21 protein-coding genes, 1 pseudogene and 1 riboswitch are annotated in these 23,000 nt (G+C 64.7%); of the genes and pseudogenes, 11 read left to right on the top strand and 11 right to left on the bottom strand.

Going from position 1 to position 23,000, the window contains the following annotated elements:
* Positions 1-75 precede the first annotated feature (75 nt).
* Entirely contained in the window at positions 76-276 is a 201-nt protein-coding gene (locus BDW41_RS19730; protein WP_074551736.1) for an antitermination protein NusB, read from the bottom strand.
* A gap of 166 nt (positions 277-442) precedes the next feature.
* Between BDW41_RS19730 and BDW41_RS19725 the strand changes: the two genes are divergently transcribed.
* From BDW41_RS19725 to BDW41_RS19705, 5 genes are all read left to right on the top strand, one after another.
* Positions 443-1,456, top strand: a complete 1,014-nt coding sequence (locus BDW41_RS19725; RefSeq protein WP_074551738.1) for a hypothetical protein — start codon at positions 443-445, stop codon at positions 1,454-1,456.
* Positions 1,457-1,565: 109 nt separating this feature from the next.
* Positions 1,566-2,198, top strand: coding sequence for a ParA family protein (locus BDW41_RS19720; RefSeq protein ID WP_074551739.1), 633 nt, complete (start codon positions 1,566-1,568; stop codon positions 2,196-2,198).
* A gap of 40 nt (positions 2,199-2,238) precedes the next feature.
* A complete protein-coding gene (locus tag BDW41_RS19715; RefSeq protein ID WP_074551741.1) occupies positions 2,239-2,712 on the top strand; it encodes a histidine phosphatase family protein in 474 nt (157 codons plus the stop codon).
* 10 nt (positions 2,713-2,722) lie between these two features.
* Positions 2,723-3,292, top strand: a complete 570-nt coding sequence (locus BDW41_RS19710; RefSeq protein ID WP_074551743.1) for a YceI family protein — start codon at positions 2,723-2,725, stop codon at positions 3,290-3,292.
* A 35-nt stretch (positions 3,293-3,327) separates the two neighbouring features.
* Positions 3,328-5,196, top strand: coding sequence for a phospholipase D family protein (locus tag BDW41_RS19705; RefSeq protein ID WP_074551744.1), 1,869 nt, complete (start codon positions 3,328-3,330; stop codon positions 5,194-5,196).
* A gap of 62 nt (positions 5,197-5,258) precedes the next feature.
* Here BDW41_RS19705 and BDW41_RS19700 read toward each other — a convergent pair whose 3' ends face one another.
* Together BDW41_RS19700 and BDW41_RS19695 are read right to left on the bottom strand one after the other, a co-directional pair.
* Entirely contained in the window at positions 5,259-5,786 is a 528-nt protein-coding gene (locus BDW41_RS19700; RefSeq protein ID WP_074551746.1) for an energy transducer TonB, read from the bottom strand.
* A gap of 27 nt (positions 5,787-5,813) precedes the next feature.
* Complete coding sequence (locus BDW41_RS19695; RefSeq protein ID WP_074551747.1) at positions 5,814-7,097, bottom strand: acetyl-CoA C-acetyltransferase; 1,284 nt, start codon at positions 7,095-7,097, stop codon at positions 5,814-5,816.
* Between the two features lie 124 nt (positions 7,098-7,221).
* Between BDW41_RS19695 and BDW41_RS19690 the strand changes: the two genes are divergently transcribed.
* Both BDW41_RS19690 and BDW41_RS19685 read left to right on the top strand, forming a co-directional pair.
* The gene (locus BDW41_RS19690) at positions 7,222-8,349 is read left to right on the top strand and encodes a hypothetical protein (RefSeq protein WP_074551749.1); all 1,128 of its coding nucleotides are present in this window, start codon (positions 7,222-7,224) and stop codon (positions 8,347-8,349) included.
* Positions 8,350-8,459: 110 nt separating this feature from the next.
* Complete coding sequence (locus tag BDW41_RS19685; RefSeq protein ID WP_074551751.1) at positions 8,460-10,925, top strand: GGDEF and EAL domain-containing protein; 2,466 nt, start codon at positions 8,460-8,462, stop codon at positions 10,923-10,925.
* Between the two features lie 138 nt (positions 10,926-11,063).
* On the opposite strand, the gene BDW41_RS19680 is transcribed toward BDW41_RS19685, so the two are convergent.
* From BDW41_RS19680 to BDW41_RS19670, 3 genes are read right to left on the bottom strand one after another with little or no spacing between them, the layout of a single operon-like run.
* Positions 11,064-11,513, bottom strand: coding sequence for a GNAT family N-acetyltransferase (locus BDW41_RS19680; protein ID WP_074551753.1), 450 nt, complete (start codon positions 11,511-11,513; stop codon positions 11,064-11,066).
* Between the two features lie 10 nt (positions 11,514-11,523).
* The gene (gene ntrC, locus BDW41_RS19675) at positions 11,524-12,921 is read right to left on the bottom strand and encodes a nitrogen regulation protein NR(I) (protein ID WP_074551755.1); all 1,398 of its coding nucleotides are present in this window, start codon (positions 12,919-12,921) and stop codon (positions 11,524-11,526) included.
* The gene (locus BDW41_RS19670; protein WP_074551756.1) at positions 12,911-13,924 is read right to left on the bottom strand and encodes an ATP-binding protein; all 1,014 of its coding nucleotides are present in this window, start codon (positions 13,922-13,924) and stop codon (positions 12,911-12,913) included. The genes ntrC and BDW41_RS19670 overlap by 11 nt, the downstream gene beginning before the upstream one ends.
* A 718-nt stretch (positions 13,925-14,642) precedes the next feature.
* On the opposite strand from BDW41_RS19670, the pseudogene BDW41_RS19665 reads away from it, so the two are divergent.
* The 4 genes and pseudogenes from BDW41_RS19665 to BDW41_RS19645 all read left to right on the top strand — a co-directional run bounded on the left by BDW41_RS19665 (position 14,643) and on the right by BDW41_RS19645 (position 19,349).
* Positions 14,643-15,671 (top strand): annotated as a pseudogene (locus tag BDW41_RS19665) (IS110 family transposase).
* Positions 15,672-16,005: 334 nt separating this feature from the next.
* Entirely contained in the window at positions 16,006-16,755 is a 750-nt protein-coding gene (locus tag BDW41_RS19660) for a hypothetical protein (protein WP_074551757.1), read from the top strand.
* A gap of 309 nt (positions 16,756-17,064) precedes the next feature.
* Positions 17,065-17,278: riboswitch (cobalamin riboswitch) on the top strand.
* 337 nt (positions 17,279-17,615) lie between these two features.
* Positions 17,616-18,461, top strand: a complete 846-nt coding sequence (locus BDW41_RS19650; protein WP_074551759.1) for a hypothetical protein — start codon at positions 17,616-17,618, stop codon at positions 18,459-18,461.
* Between the two features lie 69 nt (positions 18,462-18,530).
* A complete protein-coding gene (locus BDW41_RS19645; RefSeq protein ID WP_074551760.1) occupies positions 18,531-19,349 on the top strand; it encodes a hypothetical protein in 819 nt (272 codons plus the stop codon).
* A 222-nt stretch (positions 19,350-19,571) separates the two neighbouring features.
* Here BDW41_RS19645 and BDW41_RS19640 read toward each other — a convergent pair whose 3' ends face one another.
* The 5 genes from BDW41_RS19640 to BDW41_RS23790 form a co-directional block, all read right to left on the bottom strand.
* Positions 19,572-20,744: an antibiotic hydrolase gene (locus BDW41_RS19640; RefSeq protein WP_074551761.1), complete on the bottom strand. Its 1,173-nt coding sequence runs from the start codon at positions 20,742-20,744 to the stop codon at positions 19,572-19,574.
* A gap of 346 nt (positions 20,745-21,090) precedes the next feature.
* Positions 21,091-21,273, bottom strand: a complete 183-nt coding sequence (locus BDW41_RS19635; RefSeq protein ID WP_199535384.1) for a hypothetical protein — start codon at positions 21,271-21,273, stop codon at positions 21,091-21,093.
* Positions 21,274-21,363: 90 nt separating this feature from the next.
* The gene (locus tag BDW41_RS23235) at positions 21,364-21,588 is read right to left on the bottom strand and encodes a hypothetical protein (protein ID WP_146217389.1); all 225 of its coding nucleotides are present in this window, start codon (positions 21,586-21,588) and stop codon (positions 21,364-21,366) included.
* A 131-nt stretch (positions 21,589-21,719) separates the two neighbouring features.
* On the bottom strand, positions 21,720-22,733 hold the full coding sequence (gene tehA / locus BDW41_RS19630; RefSeq protein ID WP_074551773.1) for a dicarboxylate transporter/tellurite-resistance protein TehA: 1,014 nt from the start codon (positions 22,731-22,733) through the stop codon (positions 21,720-21,722).
* A gap of 26 nt (positions 22,734-22,759) precedes the next feature.
* Positions 22,760-23,000, bottom strand: a 241-nt coding sequence (locus BDW41_RS23790; RefSeq protein WP_233496944.1) for a hypothetical protein, incomplete at its 5' end; no start/stop codon positions are given.

Genomic DNA, 23,000 nt, shown 5'->3' with positions numbered 1-23,000 from the left:
GTCACCGGAAAACCGGCGTGGCCTCCACGCCGGTTTTTTCTTGCCTCCCCAACCCCTGGCAGAACCTGCCGACGGTCAGAACAAGGTCTGGCGAGGCTTGGGCAGCAGCACCAGCACCAGCGTGGCCAGCGGCCCGAACACCAGCGACAGCAGGAACCACAGCAGGCCGCTGCGGTTCTTGCCCTGGGCCAGGCCGGCGTTGATCAGTGCCAGCGTGCCCCAGCCCACGAACCAGGGTGCGGCGCGGCCATCGGCCAGTACGGAAAGATTGTTCACGTGGTTTTCTCCTGTGCTGCGCAGGATGACGTGTCACCCCGGGGCGTCGCGAAGCGGCCATGCTAACAAGGCAGGACGCGTTCTCCCGCCCTGTGCGTCCCGCGGATCAGGCGAGCTTAATCCTTGGGCGTTATCCTGATTGTTGGCTTTGTGTAAGGACCACTCGATGCTTGGACGGCGCCTTCTTTCGTTCGCCCTGTTGCTGGCCGCGGCTTCTGGCCCGGCGCTGGCAGCCAAGACCCCTGCCAATCCCGATGCGCAGCAGGCCGCCCGCCACAAGGCGCTGCTGCAATACCAGAAGGATCTGGTCAGCGTGACTGCCACGCAGGCGGACCCGATTCCCCTGATGGGCGCCGCCCTGCTCGCCCGGCCGCTGCAGGACCAGCCGGATTTCAACAGCTACCACACCCTGATCGACCGGGCCGCCGCGGCCCAGGGCGCGGGCCCGGAGATCAGCTGGGTGCAGCTGAGCGACTGCGACGCCAAGGCCCAGGACTGCCCCAATACCGATGCGCTGGCCAAGCTGGTGCAGCAGGCGCCGGACAACGCCGCCGTGTGGCTGCTCAAGCTGGGCCAGGACATCCGCGACGGCAAGAACGACGACGCCCGCCAGGATCTGGCCAAGGCCGCCGCCGCCAAGGTCTACGACGACTACACCGGCGCCACCCTCAAGGCGCTGTCCAACACGGTGACCACCTTGCCCCCGCCGACCAACGTCGTGGGCCCGCTGTCGTCCATGAACGGCGCGGACGTGCAGCTGGCCCTGGTGTTCGGCCTGGCTGAAGGCCAGCCCCAGCCAGCCCTGCAGGCCACCTCCCGTCTGTGCGAAGAAAATGCCGACAAGCCCAGCGTGAAGGCCGACTGCCTCAAGCTGGGCAAGCTGCTGGAATGGGGCTCGAGCCCGCTGGCGCGTTCGCTGGGCCTGCACCTGCGCGAGGTGCTGGACGATGACACGGCCCAGCAGGAAGACGCCAAGCGCCTGCGCCGCAACTTGGTGTGGCAGGTGCAAAGCTTTTCGCAGCTCTCCATGCGCGCCAAGGGCGACACATCCATCGCCCAGCACCTGCTCAAGCTCGCCCGCAGCGGCGGCACGCAGATGAGCCTGGTACTCACCGCCCTGCACGACTACAACATGCCGGTGGACGCGCCATCGGACTGGGAGCCGGGCAAGGCCGGCTGATCCCGTCGATGCTTCCATGGCACGGGCATCGTTTCGCGATGCCCGTGCTTGCATCGGCTCCCCGGCCATCATGTAGGCTTGGCCCCGGCTTGGACACTGGGGCGGCATCATGCTGACGGTACTGGTAGCAAGCAGCAAAGGCGGTTGTGGCAAGAGCACGCTGGTCACGCAACTGGCCTCGCATTGGGCGCAGGATGGCAAGCACACGGCCATCGTCGACGCCGACCGGCAGCAGTCCGGTTTCCGCTGGGCGGCCAACCGCCCCGACAACGTTCCCGGCGTGCTGGCCATCGAAGGCGGCCGCAAGGCGCTGGAGAAGATCCCGCCCGACACGCAGCGCGTGCTGATCGACACGCCCGCCGGCTCGCAGGAGCGCGACCTGGAGCCGTATCTGGAAAAGGCCGACGTGGTGCTGGTGCCGGTGCTGCCATCCACCTTCGACCTCGATGCCACGTTCGGCTTCCTGGAGGAACTCCGCCAGGTCAACCGCATCAAACGAGGCAAGCTGCCCGTGGGGCTGGTGGGCAACCGCCTCAAGCCGTGGACCAACGCCAGCCAGGACGCCATGGCCCAGCTGTCGGAGCAGGCGCCGTTCCCGGTCGTGGCGCAGCTGCGCGACAGCCAGGCCTATGTATTGCTGGCCGCCCTCGGCAAGGGCATCTTTGACTACGCTTCGGAAAACGTCCGGAGCCACCAGGAGGACTGGAAACACCTCCTGCGCTGGATCAAGCGCCAGCATTGATTACGCGTGATACACCGGCCGTACGACCTGGGAGCCACACATGCACGAACTCATCCTGTTGCGACACGCCGAAGCTCAGCCGGCCGCCTCCGGTGCCAGTGACCAGAACCGGCGCCTGAGCGGGCGCGGGGAGGCGGAAGCGAAGGCCGCCGGCAAATGGCTGGCGTCGCACGGAGTGAAGCTCGACCGCGTGCTGTGCTCGCCCTCCGAACGCACCCGCGCCACCGCCGAACTGGCGCTCAGCGCCTACGGCAAGGCGCCGGCCACCGAGTACGCCGACGACATCTACGAAGCCACGCCCGGCGAACTGCTGGCCCTGCTCGACCAGCATGGCGACGCCGGCACGGTGATGCTGGTGGGCCACAATCCCGGCATCGAGCGGCTGGTGGCCCTGCTGGTGGAAGGCCGTTCCGACGAATTCCGCGGCATGCCGCCGGCCGGCCTGGCGGTGCTGCATCTCAATGGCGCGCTGGAACCGGGCAACGCCCGCCTGGATGCCTTCTGGTCGCCATGACCCGTTCCCCATGACGCTACCGTTCGCCAGCTGTTGCCTGCTGCTGTTGTTGCTGACCGTGCAGCCGGTGCAGGCGGCGGACTATCGCATCGACCCCGCGCGATCCCACGCCGATTTCGGCGTGAAGCTGTTCTGGCTCAGCCAGATCAGCGGCCGCTTCCAGGAAATCGACGGCGACGTGACCCTGAGCCAGTTGCACGACACGGCCACCGTCGATGCCCGCATCACCGTCGACAGCATCCACATGGGTTCCGAGCGCATCCGTCGCTGGGTGCTGGCGCCGGAATTTTTCGACGCATCGCGCTTTCCTTCGATCCACTTCGTGTCCGAACCCATCTCGCTGGCCATGCTGGAGAAAGGCGGCGACCTCGACGGCACGCTGACCCTGCGCGGCGTCACCAAGCCCGCGCACTTCGAGGTGCTTCCCTCGCATTGCCCGCTGGAGGCGCCGCAGCAGTGCGTGATCTCCGTGCGCGGCACCATCCAGCGCAGTGATTTCGGCATGAGCGCCCACCACACGGCCATTTCCGACCAGGTGCAGCTGGGCATGATGATCAGCCTGGACTACGCCCGGCGTTAAGCGGGAATAGGAACGATCTCCCGTATCATCGCGGCATGCGCCAGCGATGGATCGCCGTCTATGCCCTGCTTCTAGCGATCCTGATGCTGTCGGGATGCAGCGTGTCGCCGACACGCATCCATCGCGCGGACGCGGTGGTGGCCAGCAGCGTGCAGCGCCAGCTGGACTGCGACCGCGACGACCACTGCCCCATCGACTCCCCGCTGCTGGACGCCGCCCAGCAGGCCATGGCCGACTCCACGCCCGAGCAACCGGTGCACGTGGTCACCTTGCTCAACGACAGCGAAGCGGCGATGGTCGCGCGGCTCAACCTGATCCGCGCCGCCCAGCACAGCATCGACGTGCAGACCTACATCTGGGATCAGGACGATGCCGGCCAGCTGGTGCTCAACGAGCTGATCAAGGCCGCCCGGCGCGGTGTGAAGGTGCGCATTCTCGCCGACCAGCTGTTCTCCTTCGGTGACCCGGTGCTGCTGGAACGGCTCGCCACCGTGCACCAGAACCTGGAGATACGCCTGTACAACCCGACCTTCCACGAGGCGCAGACCTCGGTGGTGGAGTTCAGCGCGAGCATCGTGTGCTGTTTCATGACCTTCAACCAGCGCATGCACAACAAGCTGCTGCTGGTCGACAACCTGATCGGCATCACCGGCGGGCGCAATTACCAGGATCGCTATTTCGACTGGGACAACGACTTCGACTACGTCGACCGCGACGTGATGGTCGGCGGGCCGGCGGCGCGCAAGATGGCGTCGAGCTTCGAGACCTTCTGGAACCACAAGCGCTCCACGCCGCTGACGCACCTGCGCGACGTGAACCGCCATCTGCTGGACGACAGCCACCCCGGTCCGCTGCCCGAGCCGCATTACCTACATCCGCAACGCTTGGCGCGCGTGCAGGAGGAAGCCGGCGACGGCGACTGGATCGACGATGTACTGGTGTCGGACACGCTGCGCACCGGCCGCGTGGATTTCTTCAGCGACCTGCCGGCCAAGACCGACCAGCCGGACAAGCGCGGCGCCCGCGAATTCACCGCGCACCTCATGCGCATGGTCGGCGCCGCGCAGCACGAGGTGGTACTGCAGACGCCGTACCTGGTGATGAGCGACCGCGCCAAGGCCATCTTCGAACGGCTGCACCAGGGCGACTCGCCGCCGCGCATCGTGGTGTCGACCAACTCGCTCGCCTCGACCGACGCCTTCGCGGTGTATGCGCTCTCGTACAAGCACCGCAAGCGCTATCTCAAGGATTACGGCTTCGAGATCTACGAGATGAAGCCGCACGCACAGGGGCCGGCGGAAGCCAACGCCGAGTCAGCCGCCGACGATGGCCCGCCGCCGTCCGCCACGCCCGCCGGCACGCTGCCGAAGCGCCGCGTCGGCACCGAGCGCGGCCTGCTCGGCAGCCGCAGCAGCGGACGCCGCAACCGTCCCGCGCCACTGACCACGCCGGGTCGCCGCTTCGGCCTGCACGCCAAATCCATCGTGGTGGACGACGACTTCGCGATGGTGGGCTCGCACAACTTCGATCCGCGCTCGGACCACTACAACACCGAGGCCGGCGTGATCGTGTACGACGCGCGTTTCGCCAGCGCGCTGCGCGAAAGCATCCTGCGCGATACGCGGCCGGAAAACGCCTGGGTGATCGCGCCACGCCAACAGAGCAGCCTGAGCATGGCCATCGGCGACGTATCCGCCAGCCTGCCCATCTTCGACCTGTGGCCCTACCGCTACGCCACCAGCTACGACCTCAAGGCCGGCTGCACACCGATGCGCCCCAGCGACCCGGCCTTTTTCAGCTGCTACACGCCGGTCGGCGACTTCCCCGATGTCGACGTATCGCCCAAGTTGATCTACACGCGGCTGATCACGGCGTTCGGTGCGGGGGCGCAGGGTGTGCTGTGAGGGCGAGGAGTGAGTGAAGAGGAGTGAGAAAATAGAGAAGGGCGCGGGCTCTCTCTCGTTTCTCACTTCTCTTCACTCACTCCTGGGCTCTCGTCAAAGCGCATCGTGAGCAGGCCGCTCAGGCCATCGGGATGACCGCTCGGCACGGCGAAGCGCCAGCGCTCAGCCGTGCGCAGGGCGCGGTCATCCAGTCCCGTGTTGCCGCTGGATTCGGCCACCGTGGCCTGGTTCACCCGGCCTTGGCCATCGATGGTGAGCTGCAGCACCACCCGGCCGCTGGCGAAAGCCGTGCGTTGAAACCACGCGGCTGGCAACGGCGGCATGTCGATCGGCGTGAGGGTCGGCAAGGTCTCCGCTGGGCGTGCCGCCGCGGCCGTGGACCGCGTGGGAGCAACCGCCGTCATCGGTTCGCGCGATGCGGGAGGGCGGGCATGGCGCCGCAGCATCATGCGCACCTTATCGGTGCGCGCGGCCGACGTGGCCGGCGGCCCGGCCCAGTCGCCGGTGAGTGTGCTCAGCCACGCGGTGCCGGCCACGCCGATGGCCAGCGCGAGCAGGCTCAGGCTGGCGGTGGTGCGCAGGCGGAACATCGGAGGGACGGCGGCGAGCGAGCCCGCTCAGCGTTCGAGGATGGCGGTGACGCCCATGCCGCCGGCCGTGCAGATGGAAATCAGGCCGCGGCCCGAACCCTTCTGCTCCAGCAACTTGGCCAGCGTGGCGACCACGCGTGCGCCGGTGGCCGCGAACGGGTGGCCCGCCGCCAGGCTGGAGCCGTTGACGTTGAGCCTGGCCGGATCGATCGCGCCCAGCGGCTGGTCCAGGCCCAGGCGGTTCTTGCAGTAGTCCGCGCTTTCCCACGCGCGCAGCGTGCACAGCACCTGCGCCGCGAAAGCTTCGTGGATCTCGTAGAAATCGAAGTCCTGCAGGGTCAGGCCATGGCGCGCCAGCATGCGCGGCACGGCCACGGTGGGCGCCATCAGCAGGCCCTCGCCGTGCACGAAATCCACGGCGGCCACTTCCGCGTCGCGGAACCAGGCCTGCACCTTCAGGCCACGCCTGGCGGCCCACTCCTCGGTGCCCAGCAGCACGGCGGCGGCGCCATCGGACAACCCCGTGGAATTGCCCGCCGTGAGCGTGCCGTGGCCGGAGGTCTTGTCGAAGGCCGGCTTGAGCGCGGCCAGCTTCTCCAGCGTGCTGTCCGGACGCAGGAAGCCGTCGCGTTTCAAACCGCGGAACGGCACCACCAAATCATCGAAGAAACCGGCCTCGTACGCGGCGGCGAGCTTGTGGTGGCTCTCCAAGGCCAGCTGATCCTGCGCCTGGCGGCCGATGTGCCACTCCTTGGCCATCTTCTCGCAGTGGTCGCCCATCGACATGCCGGTGCGCGGCTCGGCCACGCCCGGGAAGGCCGGCTTGAACTCCTTCAGCGAGAAGCCCTGGGTGGCGGCGCGCAGCTTGTCCTGCCAGCTCTTGGCGCGGTTGACGGCGAGCAGGCGCTTGCGCAGGCGCTCGCTGAGCACGATGGGCACGTCGCTGGTGGTGTCCGAGCCGCCCGCAATGCCGGCCTCGATCTGCCCGGTGGCGATCTTGTTGGCGATGATGATGGCGTTGTCCAGCGAGGTGCCGCAGGCGCGGGCCGTGGTGATGGCCGGCGTGGTGGGCTTGAGGCCGGAGGAAAGCACCGCCTCGCGGGCCAGGTTCCACTCGGAGGAGTGCTTGATCACCGCACCCATGGCCACTTCGCCCAGCTCCTCGCCGTGCAGGCCGTACCGCTCCACCAGTGACCCAAGCACTTTTACCGACATGCCGAAGTTGCCGACGTCGGCGTAGGCGGTGTTGTTGCGGCAGAACGGGATACGTACGCCGCCGATCACACCGACGCGCTTGAGCGTGTTTTCCATGGCTGGAGCAGTCCAAGATCCGAAAAAACCGAGTCGTCAAGGCTAACCCGGCCGGATAGCGCGCGGAAGCCCAAAAGTCCCCAAATGCTAGAATTCGGTTCCTTACTGTTCGGGTTCGTGATCCGTGGAAGCACAAACGCTCGTCGCCCTCCCCGTGGTTCTCGCGCTGGAGCTGTCCGGGGGCGACGTCCCCGCCCGCCGCACCCTGACCCGCGACGAAGCCGCCGAGCTGGCCGCGCTGGTCGCCGCCGACCTGCACACCTTGGTGCCCCAGGTGGACGAGGCCCGACTGGCCGTGGCCGGCGCGCTGTTCGATGCTGTGGAGCTGCTGCGCCCCGGTTTCCCGGTGTGGGCCACGCTGGACGAACTGGCCCGCCGCGTGCCGCGCGGCCACGTGGAGAACGTGGTGGCCTTCGGCACCCATGAGGGCCGCATGCCTGCGCAGCCGCTGGAGCCGGAAGCCGCCTTCGCCGATGGCCCGATGCGCCTGCTGCCGATCTCGCTGCTCGCGCCCGAATCCATCGCCGAAAGCCTGGCGGAAAAGCTGGAAGTGGAACTGGTGGGCCGCGGCGAAGCCGGTGCGCGCACCGCCGACTGGTTCATGCGCACGCTCGGCATCCGGCTGGAGCACGCGCGCTACCTCAGCCGCAACGACCTGCTGGCGCTGACCTGCGTGCAGTACGAACACGTCAACCTCGCGCCGCTGTGGACGCTGCTGGAGGCGGCCCTGCTCACGCCGTATCGCGACGAATCCACCCTGAGCGCGCGCGGCCTCGCGCTGCGCTATCACGATGGCAAGGTGGAGGCGCAGTCTCCGTCCGCATGGCTGCGAGCGCAGTCCGGCGACCCGAACCAGCGCGCGCACGACTTCGCGGGCGCCGTGTTCGAACTGCGCCAGTACGCCGCGCTGCTCGATGCGCATCACCTTCCGCTGAAGCTCGCCGATGGCGAACCCGCCGCGGGTTTCTTGCTCGAGACTTTCGGTGGCACCGACGCCGGCTATGACGCGCCCGCGCTCTACGCCCACGAAGCACCCGGCCTGGGCGTGGTGGCGGTGACGCTGGCGCAGCGTGGCGAGGGCGGCCGGGCGCGCGTGCTCGCGCACGGTTACCCGCTGCATCCGAAGGCCTTGGGTCCGCTGGTGGCGCAGCTGTCGGACCGCTACGGCATCTCACCGGATCTGCACGCGCTGGGCCGCATCCTGCTCGACGCGAACGGCGAACTGGGCGCGCCGGCCGACGCCTTGCACTGAGGATGAACGCGACCCGGCGCCAATGCGGCCGGGACCACTGCACTGTCGACCTCACTTGGCGCATGATGCGCCGGTGAGGCGCGGGGGTGCGCCAGCGGGCCGTAACCCAGATGCGCCAAACCGATCACGAGTTCGTCCCTGCAGGAGGCGAGGCCCAATGGCCCGCCCATGTACTGCAAGGCGCACCCGCGCTGATCACCTACATCGACCCGCAACGCCGCTTCCGCTTCGCCAACGCCACCCATCGCGCCTGGCTCGGCATCGATCCACAGCGCATGGTCGGCCGCACCGTGGGCGAGATACTCGGCGACTGGAACCTTGAGCGCGCCGGCGGCTGCCTCGACCAGGCGCTCGCCGGCGAACCCACGGTGTACGAGGGCGAGCTGTTCGCCGGAGCCGCGCGCGTCTACGTGCACGGCAACTTCCAGCCCGACATCGACGAAGACGGCAACGTGCGCGGCGTGTTCACCGTGTTCATCGACATCACGGCGCGGCACGCCCTGGAGCTGCAGCTGCGCGAGAGCGAGCAGCGTTTCTTCGGCGCGTTCCAGCATGCGCCCATCGGCATGGCCCTGGTCACCAGCGACGGCCACATGCTGCGCGTCAACGCCGCCCTGTGCGACATGCTCGGCTACAGCGAGCAGGAGCTGCTCGCCCGCGCCCTGCCCGACCTCACCCACGTGGACGACCTGCCCGCATCGCGCGAGCTGTCGCGTTCGCTGCGCGAAGGCCGGCGCGAGACCTATCAGCTGGAGAAGCGCTACATCCACCGCGACGGCCACGTCGTGCACGTGCTGCTCAACGTATCGGCGGTGCGTCCGATGAATGGCGAGGCCAATCATGCGGTGGCGCAGATCCTCGACATCAGCCAGCGCAAGGCCTACGAGGAAGCGCTGTTCCGTGAGCGCGAGCTGGCCGAGGTGACGCTGCGCTCCATCGGCGACGCCGTGATCACCACCGACCTGCAGCACCGGGTGACCTCGCTCAACCCCATCGCCGAGGCGATGACGGGCTGGAGCCAGGCCGAAGCCGTCGGCCGGCCGATGAGTGAAGTGTTCCGCCTGATCGACAGCCGCACCCGCGAGCCCTTGCACAGCCCGCTGCTGGATGCGATCGCGCGCGACGCCATCGTCGAGCTGAAGGGCAATGCCGTGCTGCTTCATCGCAACGGTTTCGAAACGCCCATCGAGGATTCGGCCGCCTCTATCCACGATCACGCCGGCAGCGTCATCGGCGGCGTGCTGGTGTTCCACGACGTGAGCGAAACGCGCGCGCTGGCGCTGAAGATGGCGCACCTGGCGCAGCACGACACGCTCACCGGCCTGCCCAACCGCAGCCTGCTGCAATCGCGCCTGGAGCAGGTGCTGGTGGCCGCCGTGCGCCGCCACGACGAGGCGGCGCTGCTGCACCTGGACATCGACCACTTCAAGCAGATCAACGACGCGCTGGGCCATGCCGCGGGCGACGAACTGCTGCGCGCCTTCGCCGAACACCTGCGCCACCATCTGCGCAACGAGGACACCGTCAGCCGCATCGGCGGCGACGAATTCGTGGTGGTGCTGTCGCACGTGGACGGACGCACCGGCGCCAGCCAGCTGTGCGAGAAGCTGATGCGCCTGTGGCAGGCATCGCCCGCCAGCAAGATGGGCGAATTCAACATCACCTTCAGCGTGGGCATCAGCGTGTATCCCGATGATGCGCTCGACGCCGAGGCCATGTTGCGCAACGCCGACATCGCCATGTACGAAGTGAAGATGAAGAACCGCGACGACTATCGCTTCTTCACCCCGCAGATGAGCGAGTTGCCCGCCGCGCGCCTGCGCATCGAGCAGGACCTGCGCCGCGCGCTCAAGCGCGGCGAACTGGAACTGCACTACCAGCCCAAGGTCGACGCGCGTTCCGGCGCCATCGTCGGCGCCGAAGCGCTGTTGCGCTGGCAGGTGGACGGACGCGACATCTACATGCCCGACCAGTTCATCCCGGTGGCCGAGGAATGCGGCCTGATCGTGCCCATCGGCGAATGGGTGGTGCGCGAGGCCTGCCGCCAGGCCGGCGAGTGGTATCGCGCGGGCAAACCGATTGTGGTGGCGGTGAACGTGGCGGCGCCGCAGTTCCAGCATCCGGGCTTCCACGCCACGCTCAAGCAGGCGTTGGAAGACGCCCAGCTGCCGCCATCGTTGATCGAGCTGGAACTGACCGAGCGCATGGTGATGTCCGCCGGCGACCAGAGCCGCGCGCTGATGCAGGGCATCAAGGACCTGGGCGTGAGCCTGGCGCTGGACGATTTCGGCACCGGCTACTGCAGCCTGTCATACCTGAAGTACTTCCCCATCGACGCGCTCAAGATCGACCGCACCTTCGTGCGCGACATCGCCATCGACGCGGACAACGCCGCCATCACCGATGCCATCATCACCATGGCGCGCGGGCTGGACATGAACGTGGTGGCCGAAGGCGTGGAAACCGCCGCGCAGGCCGAGCATCTGCGCCGGGCCGGCTGCTCGCTGCTGCAGGGCTTCCTGTTCGGCACGGCGATTCCGCCGGAGGAATTCAGCCTGCAGCTGCTGGTTGCCTGAGCGCCTTTTCGAAATCTCGCGTGAGCGAGCGGTCACTCCTCACCGTCATTCCAATGACGGTGAGGGATACAGGCGTTTGCGCGAGATGTTGAACGCGTCGTGACGCAAATTGCTCGCCCAAGGCCTGCACGCCATCCGTCAAAACTCCGCTTCGTACATGAAGTAGTGGCAGCGCTCCATGCCCAGGCCCGCATACGTGCGCTGCGCCCGTTCGTTTTCCGTTTCCACGTACAGGCGCAAACCCACCGCGCCGGCCTGTGCCGCGCGCTGTTTGGCGTCTTCATAGAGCTGGCGGAACACGCCCTCGCGGCGCGCGGATTCCACCACGTACACGCTCTGGATCCACCAGAAATCGCCGGCGCGCCAGTCGCTCCATTCGTAGGTCACTAGCAGGCAACCCACGGGTTCGCCGCTGCGCTCCGCCACGAGGTAGAAGCCGCGGCGAGGCTCGTCGAACACGGCGGTGACGCCGCGCTCGAGCACGGCGGGGTCCAGCGGCTTGTTTTCGGTTTCCCACGCCATGGCCCGGTTCCATTGCGCGATGTTCGCAATGTCGGCGCGGGTGGCGGTGCGGACGGTGATGCTCATCGATGCTCTCTCATGACTTGGACGGCCGCCGCGAACGCGACGAACCCAGCTTGCGCGTAAGGGTGTTGCGGCCCACGCCCAATGCAGCGGCGGCGTGCTGGCGATGGCCTTCGTGGGTTTCCAACGCGACCTGTAACAGGGTCTGGTCCAGCGCTTCGCGGGCGCGCGTGTGAATGTCCACTTCGCCATCCGCCAGCGCCTGCGTGGCCCATTCGCGCAGGGCGTCGGTCCAGCCGCCGGCCGTGCCGCCCGCGCCAGTCGTACCCAGATCCGAAGGCAGGATCTCGTTGCCCGGCGCCATCACGGCAAGGCGGCGACACAGATTTTCCAGCTCGCGCACGTTGCCGGGAAAATCCCGTTGTCCGATCGCCTTCAACGCCGCCTTGGAGAAGCGCTTCGGCGGTAGTCGAAGTTCCTGCGCCGCGCTGGCGAGAAAGTGCTGCGCGAGCAGCGCAATGTCGCTGCGGCGCTGGCGCAGCGGCGGCAATTCGATGCGCACCACGTCGAGGCGATGCTTGAGGTCCGCGCGAAACTGGCCCGCGGCCACGCGCGCATCCAGATCCTGATGCGTGGCGGCGATGATGCGCACGTTGCCGCGGATCAACTCGCGGCCGCCCACGCGATAGAACTCGCCACCCGCCAGCACGCGCAGCAGGCGCGTCTGCAAGGCCAGTGGCATGTCGCCGATTTCGTCGAGAAACAGCGTGCCGCCTTCGGCCTGCTCGAAACGGCCCGCGTGGCGACGCGTGGCGCCGGTGAAGGCGCCGGCCTCGTGGCCGAACAGTTCGCTTTCCAGTAATTCGCTGGGGATGGCCGCCGTGTTGAGCGCGACGAAGGGTTTGTCGCGCCGCGCGCTTTCCTCATGCAGCGCACGTGCCACCAGCTCCTTGCCAGTGCCGGTTTCGCCGGTGATGAGCACGTTGAGGTCGCTTGCCGCCACGCGGCCGATCACGCGGAACACCTCGCGCATGGCCGGGCTTTCGCCGAGCAACGCGTGCGTCGGCGCAGGCGATACCACGGGCGCCGCCGCGGCGGGTACGTCGGCCAGCGCGCGCTGCACGGCGGCCACGGCCTGATCCAGATCGAACGGCTTGGCCAGATAATCCACCGCGCCGGCGCGATACGCCGCCGCCGTCGTGGCCACGTCGGTGAACGCGCTCATCACGATGACGGGCCCCGCACCCTGCGCCTTGAACGCGGCGACCAGGGCGAGGCCGTCTTCGCCCGGCATGCGCACGTCGGTCAACAGCAATGCTGGGGATGATTGGCGCAAGGCCGCGCGCACTTCTTCCGCATCGCCAAACTCGCGCGCCGGCAGGCCGGCATCGCGCAATGCCTCGGCCAGCACGAAGCGGACGCCGCGATCGTCGTCGGCGATCCAGATCTCGGAACCAGGCTCAGTCGTCATGCGAGCGCCCCATGGGCAGATAGAGGGAGAACGTGGTTTCGCCGACACGTCCCAGATGACGCAGTTCGCCGCCGTGCTCGCGCGCGATCTCGCGCGCCAGCGCCAGCCCGAGCCCGCTGCCGTCGGCACGGCCGGACACCAGCGGCTCGAAGAGCGTGTCGCGCAGATGCGCGGGCACGCCCGGGCCGTCGTCGATCACGTCCACGCGCAACGCCATGCGCGCCATGCGCTCACCCAACCGCACCGCAGCCTCCGCACGCGTGCGAAACGTCAGCGTGCGCGCGCCGGCCTCGATGGCGTTGCGCGCCAGGTTGAGCAGCAGTTGCAGCAGGCGATCCGCATCGCCGTAGATGTCCGGCAGGCTGGGATCGTAGTCGTGGCGCAGCACCGGCGGCGATGGCTCGGCCTGCAGCAGCTCGCCCAGCCGTTCGAGTTGCTCGTGGATATTCACGGCGCCGAGCTGGGCCGCGCCGTCATGGTGCAGCAGGCGATTGGCCAGCGCGGCCAGTCGATCGGCCTCCGCGATGACCAGGCCTGCGAGGTTCTTCAATTGCTCGTCCTCCACCCGGCGCTGCAACAGCTGCGCAGCGCCGCGCAAACCGGCGAGCGGGTTTTTCACTTCATGCGCAAAGCCGCGCAAGGTGGCCGAGAGCGGCGCATCCGAAGCGGATGCCGGCGCCAGCGCGTGCACTTCCAGCAGCAGCTCGCCATCGGCCAGGCGCTGCATCGACACGTCCACCCGCACCGTCTCCCCACGCGCCGACGGTACGTCGATGCCGCGCAACTGATGCGGCGAGGGCTCCTGCAAGGCGCGTTCGGCCAGGGCCATCCATTCGGGCCGATGCAGCAGCACCGCCAGCGACTGCCCCACGGCGCTGCGCGGACCGATGTCCAGCAACTCCGCCAGGGCCGGATTCACCCACAACAAGCGCAGCCCCCCATCCGCCAGCGCCACCCCGGTCGCCAACGGCTCCGCCCACGCCCGCGCTGCCGTATCGTTCATTGCACCATCATGGACAATGCGCCGCGATGGTGCAACTTCCGTCACATTGTCAGGGTGACTCGGCAAAGAGCTGTTCCTAATTACATAGTTTGTACGGGTTGTACAAACTATGGCCTTTGGCCCTTGGACAAACTATGCCGTTCGAATTTTTGACCGAAAGACCAGTAAATCAGTAAGTTATGGATCGTCCGTAGCATAGGTTTCAAGCCAACACGACAAACTACCTTGTCGGGGGTGGTTAGCCGGCGATAGGGGCCAGACGGCAGGTAGTCGATGACTGTGACGACATCGCCCGCAACCACATCATTGCGCTGCCGCGCAAAACGGGGAAACCAATCGAGGAGGCGACTCGTCCCTCGGCGTGCCGGACCTTCAAATAGGCTCCCGCAAGCGCAGACACTCCTGGGTGTCGAGCTGGCCACCGGGCAATACCCCGCAGCAGCCGCGAAGGAGGATCACGGCGCCTTCGATTCTGGAAGCCTTGGAACAGCCCTAAGCTCTGAGCCAATTCCAAGCATCGATCAAATCAACCAGGATTCGCAGTTCCGAGCTACGGCCATCGACGGGACAGAATTCGAGCGGCTATGGTCGTCTCGGGAGGTCTAGAGCTAAGGTCCGCTTGCGACCCAAAGCAATGAGATGGACTCCTCCCCGTCTTCGGCATCGAGTGCCAGACTGGAAGCGATAGAACCAGTCGCTGGCGAAGAGGAGCCCACCCATAAAGCTTACGCGCATTGGAGTCGACGTGGCCAAGCAGGTCTTCCAGGTCCACGGGGTTGATCGGCACGAGCAACCGATCTGGCGTCGCCGCCTGTCACGAGATCGTTGGTTAAAGGCCGTGCAAGAGGTCGCCGAGCCGGGCTGCGAGATCGGTATGGAGGCGTGCGGTGGCGCGCATCACTGGGCACGTCAGCTGCAGGCCATGGGCTATCGCGTGAAGCTGATCGCGCCGCAGTTCGTGAAGCCGTAAAAGAGCAACAAGAACGATGCCAAGGATGCCGAGGCCATCTGCGAGGCGATGAGTCGTCCGAGCATGCGCTTTGTCGGCGTGAAAAGCGTGGCGCAACAGGACATACAAGCCATGCATCGCGTGCGCGCGAGCTTGGTCGAGCAGCGGACGGCCAAAGGGAATCAGATCCGTGGTCTCGTCGCCGAATATGGCCTGGTCGCTGCGAAAGAGATGTCCTCGTTGCGCAGTGCGATCGCGCACTGGCTGGAAGATGCCGACAACGGTCTAAGCATGGGCTTCCGCTATTTGCTCGCCGGTCTGTGGCGCGACTTGCGCATGGCCGACGAGCGCATCGCCGAATTGGACGGCCAAATCAACGCGGCAGCGAAGGCTGATCCCGATGCGCGTCGGTTGCAGCAGTTGCGCGGCGTTGGCCCCGTGGTCGCCACCGCCTTGGTCGCCTGCGTCGGCGACGCCCGGCAGTTTACCAATGGCCGCCAGATGGCCGCATCGCTTGGCCTTACACCACGGCAATGCAGCTCCGGTGGCAAGGAGCGTTTGCTCGGCATCAGCAAACGCGGCGACGCCTACGTGCGCTCGCTGCTGGTCCACGGTGCCCGCGCCATGTTGCGGACCGCGCCGCGTCACGACGATCCCCTGAGCCGATGGGTGACTCGACTGGCGTCGCGATCTCACCCGAACGTGGCCTGTGTGGCGATGGCCAACAAGACGGCGCGCATGGCCTGGGCCATGCTGCGTCATGGCACGAACTACCAACCGGCGCTGGCGGCCGCCTGAGCGAACCACTGAAGACATCCCTTCACGATTGCGAAGCGCTCTGAGTGATGACGAACCGGTCGAACCGGCGTTGGCAAAACCCTGAAAGGTCCGTGTGCTGAAAAGCACGCCAAAGCGATTGGGAGCCGACGCGCGACTAGCTCATCATGGCCCGGCGCCGCCTGACGGTGCAGCAAGTAGAGGCCGGATATACGTGTGCAGTCGACACGGACGCCAGAGCTAAGAGATGCTTGGCAAAGGGGAGGAGTCCATATACGGACGTTTCGGTCACCTACTTGGGTCAGGATTCGCCGCCCACATTGTGGCTTTACATGGCACGCGTCCTGGGGAGTGCATGAGCACACAGAATGCAGACCTCACCAACGAGGAAATCGTGCTCCACAACATGGAGTTGGGTTTACGGCGCCTTGAAAAGCTCGTGCCCCCACCTAGCGACGTTTTACTCCATGGCAACAAGGTTCTGCGCTACACGGAGCAAACCATTCAACAGGCGATAGTGGCCAAGCTGGCGCGCTACATGAGCCTTTTGAACGGGGCACGAATCCTCATGGAGCATGGCCAAGTGCATGAGCAGGCCTTGCTCCAGCGCTGCTTAGATGAAAGTGAGTCAGATATTTTCTTCTTATCGCTTGCATTGATTAAGGACGCGCGCGCCCCGCTTCACAATGAGTTCCTCACCAAATTTTGGAAGGAGGAGTACGACGCGCCAAAGGCGATAGACTCCTCACAAAACCGTGCACCGCCAAACCGGAAAAAGATTCGCGCATGGATCGCTAACACCGTCGGTGATGATCCAAGCACCGCAATCAAGGCGGATCGCTCGCTCTATAAGTCGTTCTCGGGTTACATCCACGGCGCCGCCCCGCACATCATGGATTTGCACGACGGCCAGCGCTTCCATGTCACTGGTGTCCATGGCACGTATCGCCACGAGGAACACCGGCACGACTTATGGAACTACTACTACCGGGGGCTTTGTGCGGTCGCATTCGCTGCCAAAGCCTTGGGTGATGATGTGCTGTTCCAAAGCATGTACAAGCAGCGTGATGAGTTCGCCGTCGCAACGGGGCGGCCTGACCTATAGCGGAAAGGGTTGGAGCCAAGATGATTGCCCCCCGGATCGGCCAGCAACCGCTATCGAAAAATGGCACTGGGTGACGACCTACCTCGTGCCGCCCGGGGCATACTCAGGGTATCGCGGCGATCAGCACCAGCGATGCGTTCACACCTAACCGGAATCGGTGTTCAGTTCGACCGAAATTCGCAATCACCCCGAGCACCGTGTACCCGCGAAAACTTCCTACCTTTCGGTAACTCCGCTAACGCCTTAGATTTTTCCGGCTGCTCCATGCCAAAATCCACAATCTATTGGGTTGACCAGGCCGGATTTGCCCGATATGTTGCGCCCATCGGTGCCACTCTCAGACTTGATGTCGGAATGGCTTAAAAGGGAATCCGGTGGAAATCCGGGACTGCCCCGCAGCGGTAAGCGGAAACGAAAGCCCACAACGCACTGGCCCTCAGCGGCTGGGAAGCGGGAGCGAGTAGGCGGGTCGAGAGACCCACGTCCGCAAGTCCGAAGACCTGCCGAAACGTTGCGGACCTGTGGGTCGCAATAGGTCAAGACGATGCAGTGGCGGTGACGCCACAAAGTGCAGCAGCTCGTCGATTTTTTCCTCGCGCGCGGGAGCGAGTTCGGCCAATCATCCCTTTGGAGCATATCCATGTTCCTTTATCTGTTCCTGTTTCTGCAGTGGCTGCGTTCTTTGCGCTCGTTCAGCTGCGCCCTTGCTTTGCGCCTGGGCCCAGCGAGTATCGAGATCAGGGTAGAGACCGCCCGCCGTAAGTGAGTGTGTGGCGCCGGGATCCATCGGATCCCGGCGCCATCGTTCTACATCTCTCTCGCCTTGGCGTATCGCGCCATCGTCTTGGAACCCTTTGTGTATGGAGAGCGAACACGTGCGGATGGTGATTGACTCGAACTTTCTCGTCCCGCTGCCCGGGCAGCCATCCAAACTTCGGGAATATCTGGCGAGGAAGGCAACCAATTTCGCGGTACTGCCGGATTTCCTGTTTCTGGAGGCCTACAAAACGGGGTCTGTGGCCGGGGTGTGCCGAAGCATGGAGGTCCTGTGTGAGTTTCCGAGGCAGGTCCTGGTCCTTAAACCAACCAAGGTGTGCTCAGGTCTCCGCGGTAGAGAGGCCGGGCTTCAGCGCCGCATGATCGCCGAAGAACACACGCGCCAGTTCCTTCAGTATCCGCGTCTGCTTGAGCAGGCAAGTGCTGGCGACGCGAGCGCGGTCCGGCATATTTTGCGTGACAGCAAGTCTCCCGCTGAGCACATGGGTGGTTTGGCTGATGAGGCTATTGGTCTAGGGGAGAGGATTGATGAATTCGCGAATGGCTTCTCTCGCGAAGATCGCGCATGCATCCGCAAAGGCCAGGTGCCTTCTGCCAAGGGGGTGGCCCATATGTTCGAGAGAGTGGTAACTCAGGTGACCGGGACCCTGCGGGGGCATCCCAATGTGGGTCGTTGGCCAAAGAAGGAGGAAGTGAGGAACACTCTCATTTTCAGGGCGTGCCTGTGCCAGGTGCTTCTGGCCATGGATCTAGGCGCGCAAGGTGAGCAATCAGGAACGCGTATCGAGAAAATGGTGAACCACCAGGTTGATGCCTTCATCGCTGCCTATGGGACATTCTTCGATGGAGTCTTCTCGAACGACAAACTGTTGGTGAAGACGTATGAGGCGGCGCGCATCTGGCTCGAGGTATTCCGCCGAGCTGGATAACGGCACCACTGTTAACGTGGTATTTCGATGTTATCCATCCATCTGAAGTTCTGAGAGGAGTGGCGTGTTATGGAGCATGATCGGCCGGTTTACGTCACACGGTATATGACCGCCCTAAGCACGCCCGCAATGGCGCGCTGGGCCAGTAGTGACGCTCATCGAGAACTGGCCAAAGAGCGCAGCTTGAAGGTCATAAATGCTCCATGGAAGGCAGAAGTCGCTCAGGTCGATATCTCCCGTGAGTTCGGCTTTCTACGGGACTTCTGGAATCTATTTCACGAATGTATCCAGTCGTGCCAGGCGCTTGACCTGATTCGGGAGATGGCATCGGACGCCATGGACTTAGTTAAGGCAGACCGCCACACGGCTACCGTCACATTTTGGGTAGAGAGCTATTTGAATGAGGTCTACATCTTTCAGTCAAGGTTGCTCGATCTCATCACGTTCATCCAACGCCGCTACAAGAAGGACAAGGATTTCACGGAGTTTGTCTCGGAGGTGGGTGATTCGCTTGCGGGCTTTGTGAAAGAACAACTGGAAGCGTTGGTTACCGATCGTGGCGCCCATGTCCACGAGCGGCGCCATCGCCTAACCGACCCTGAGCTAGTGCGGCTGACGCTGCTCGACACAATGATCGACGTACTTGGCGACGTCGAGCTCAATGAAACGCGGGACCAGGCGCGGAAGGATGCCGCAACCTGGTTGTCAAAGCAGCTTCGCCATGCTTCCGGTCTGGTATGGCATTTATTGGATGAGGTTTGCAGAGGATTCTCTGATGGCATCCTTTTGGACAACGACAGGATCATCGTGCCCAACCACCTGAAGGATGACCTCACTGCATTTCGGAACGCTCAGGCGAACGCCGTTCCAGAATCGAAGGCGCCGTGATCCTCCTTCGCGGCGGTCGCGGGGTATTGCTCGGTGGCCGGCTCCACGTTCAAAGGCGCCATGTCGCCTCCACAAGCCAGATTCGCCAGTTTTCCAAGTGGTCCGCAATGGCGCGGTAGCGGACGTTCCGCCTATCTAGTGAGAGCCGAAAATAACGCCCGTTACGGCGCGCCAAAACACGAGCCGGTCATGCGGCCGGCTCGTGCGTGAACATCGACGTGCTCAATGGCGGGTGGTCAGGTCCCCGATCTTGGTCGTCACCGGTGCAAAGACGCCGGCCTCGGTGAACCACAGCCGGCCTTTCCTCGCGTCCATGGCGATGTTGTAGTAGCCACTGTTGGTCGACGGAATCGCGTACTCGGTGAAGCGCGCCGCGTACGGATCGAGGCGGCCGAGGAAGCCCGCGTCCTCTTCGAACCAGACGTTGCCGAAGACGTCGACACGCATGTCTTCCGCCTCAGCGTTGGCCGTCGGCAGCGGAAATTCGATCCAGCCGCGCGTCACCACGGGTTGCACCGTATGCACGACAGGAGATGCGGCCGTCTGCGTGGGGGGCACACGCGCGCTCACCGTGCGCGTTGACGGTGCAGATTGGCCGGTGGCCTTGCGCGTGTCTGGCGCTACCGTTTCGTCGCTGTGCGGGGCCACCAGCGGATCGAGCAGCGCCAGGGCATTGGCGTAGTACTCCGATACCCAAACCGTGCCGTCGGCATTGGCCACCACCCCGGAGGGCGTGCCGCCGAGCGTGGGCACGGCGTAGGTGCTGACCACGCTGGTACGCGGGTTCAGGCGACGCACTTTGTTGGTGCCCGCGGCGCCGGCGCCATCGAAGTTGCGCTCGACGAACCAGACGTTGGCCCACGGGTCCAGACTCAACTGCTCCATGTTGTCGTCCGGATGTTCCAACGTGAACGTCCATTCGGTGATGGCGCCCTGCGGCGAGAGCCGGCCCACGCCGGCGGTCTCGGTGAACCATTTGCTGCCGTCGGTGCCGATCTGGATGAAGAACGGCGAAGCCCCGGAGGGTATCGTGTGTTCGTCGATCTCGCCGCTGCGCGGATCGAGGTGGCCGATCGCATGGCGAGCGCTATCGGTGAACCAGATGCCGTCGGCGGCGGCCTTCACAATGAAGGGCTGGCCACCGTTGGGTACTAGGAATTCGGACGAGGTGCCGTCCGGATGGCGCACCGCGAGCTTGCCTGCGGTGGTTTCCGCGTACCACACGCTGCCATCGGCGGCGACGTCGATCCCTTGCGGGGAGCTGGAGTGGGATGGCGTCGCAAACTCGGCGATGGTGGCCGGGCGCACATCGGTGGCGGGGCATGCGCTGGAAGCGCCGGAAAGGATGGCGCCAACGATGGCCGGGAGGGCCAGGCGCAACAACACATGTTTCATCACGATCTCCTTGTGATAGTCGCTGTTTTTGCGGCGCCGCGGTCGGGCGTACGCCGCGCGAGACGGTATCACAGCGTTGGCGGATTTCCCGTGACGTATGCGCTGCTGCACGGGCGGTCCGCCACGCCGTCATCCGTGCCGCTTGCAGCGCAGGGGATTACCCTCCCTTCTCCAGAATCACAGGGCCGGCCTGCCGTGACCGCATGAGGCTGCCCGTGGCAGCGCCTTGTCAGTCGCTCACACAGTCGGCCTGGGAAATCGGCGATTTGCAGAACAGCCGTGAGCACCGGGAGGCAGTGGTAATCAAATGGCCAAGGCAAGCCGCTTGCCGATGTTAGAGCCTCTCTTAAACCAACTCCGCATCAATGCGCTCGATCTGCCCGCCAGCACTCAGCGTGAAATCGAGTAGCCCGATTTCGTGGCCAAAGTCACCTCTGAAATCGACCCGCACCCGCGCATGCCTGTCACCTCTGCGATGCAGAGAGAGCAGTGTGGTGACGGTGCGGTAACCAATGAAATAGTGCTCCACATTAGTCCGGACGCCGGCGTGTCCATCGAAGCGAAGCCCGGTGACAGTCTCGGGAACTCCTCCCAAAGACGCTCGCCGAGGCACGCCTCTCTAATGGAGCTCTGCAGGGGCGAGTCGCCTCTCGATGCATGCGTTGACTTCCCGTTCTATGGAGAGGCGTGCAGCGATTTCCGGATCCGCCGGAAAACGGCCATGGAGGGCAAGGACCGGGTCGTTCTGGCTTTGTACATTGACGCTCCAGATGATCACGCCGTCTCTTACCTGATAGGAGCCTCGATATCCGAATCCGTTATGGGTGCCGGCGAACAGGGCCATCTATCCATTCCTATTGGAACGAGAAGGATTGCAGTTGTTCGTCAGAACTCCATGACCTTTTGGGAGGCTCCAAAACAGCTGGAGGAATGTCGATCGGTACACGTGCTGGTGAATAATTCCACTGAACATCCTCACCCTCTTGATCCTGCGGGCGTGGGCGAGGCGAGTAGTGTTCCTCGCAAGAGCAGGCGAAGTGTGCCCAGCACCACGATTGCAAGGATGAGATTCGCACCGACAAAGAGGTAGGGCGCGAGCAGCGTGATCGGACCTTGATCACCTATCTCGACCAGTCGCAGGGGAACGGCAGCCAGGGCTGTGACGCCGAAGGTGAATCCCCAGTAGCCGGCCGAGAACGGCTGGGCACGGATCCATGGCAAGAGACGGATCAGAATCAGCGCCTGGAGCAGACCATAGCCAAACATCGCGTGGACCAGGAATACCGAAGCGGGTGGTGTACCCAGGCTCAGCAGGGCGAATGAGCCCACAGTTGGGGGCGCAAGTTGAATACCAAGCGTCGGGCGTACGGCAACCGCAAGCGGTTCAGCGGTAAACAGGCGATGGATCAGCACGGACTCGATGGCCAGCCACGAGAAGAACCCAGCCCCAAAAGCCAACTGCGCCCAATCGGTGTAGCCGAGTGCTGATGCAACCGAGGCCATGACAAAGGAGCCGGCCACCGTGGGCAGATAAAGGACTGCCGTCGTGTGGGCAGCTTCGCGACCTCCGCCCCAAAGAGCACCCGTTCGCCATACGGCGAACGTGAGCGTGTAGATGCCACCGAGGATGAAAAGACAGAAAGCCAGGGGCCACGCATAAGGAAGGGCGGCTGCGGCCACAAGCATGGTCGTAACACCAATGAGGCCGACAAAGCAGCATTGAATGGGATGGTCTAGCTCGGCAATGGCGTGCGCACGGGCCGAAAACCACTTGGCCACATAGAGGACCAGCAGGACCAACCAGACTGCGGTCGCCAAGAGAAGTATGGACTCGCCGACGGCGGAAGGCAGATGCCAGACGCGGTGCGCGATTCGCCATGCACCACCTAGGCCGGCCAAGCCAAGTACGATCCCAAAGAAGCTCGCGGGAATCAGGGGTAACTTGCTCGTCGACTGCATAAAACCGACCTCACGGGTGAGTGGGTACATGATTGCGCGCACTACACGAATTGCGATCAACAGTTAGAAACAATGATCAAGCTGGCTGTTTCATTCCATTGTGGCGAGTTCTTCCACGCTGGACCTGGAGTCGCGGCGAAGCGATTGGGGCGCGACGCCAAACGCCCGTACGAAGGCCTCGCGGAGATGCTTTCTATCCCGGTGACCTGCCCCCAGGTTTCCGTGCCAATCTGATCTAAGTAGAGTCCGTCATAACGACGAGGACGGACATGAAGAAGCGTTTTACCGACGAACAGA

Origin of the sequence: Dyella sp. AtDHG13, from assembly GCF_003201105.1 — a bacterium.
Classification (GTDB): domain Bacteria; phylum Pseudomonadota; class Gammaproteobacteria; order Xanthomonadales; family Rhodanobacteraceae; genus Dyella; species Dyella jiangningensis_B.
The sequence above is the reverse complement of the archived record's forward strand: the minus strand, read 5'-3'. Positions and strand labels throughout refer to the sequence as shown.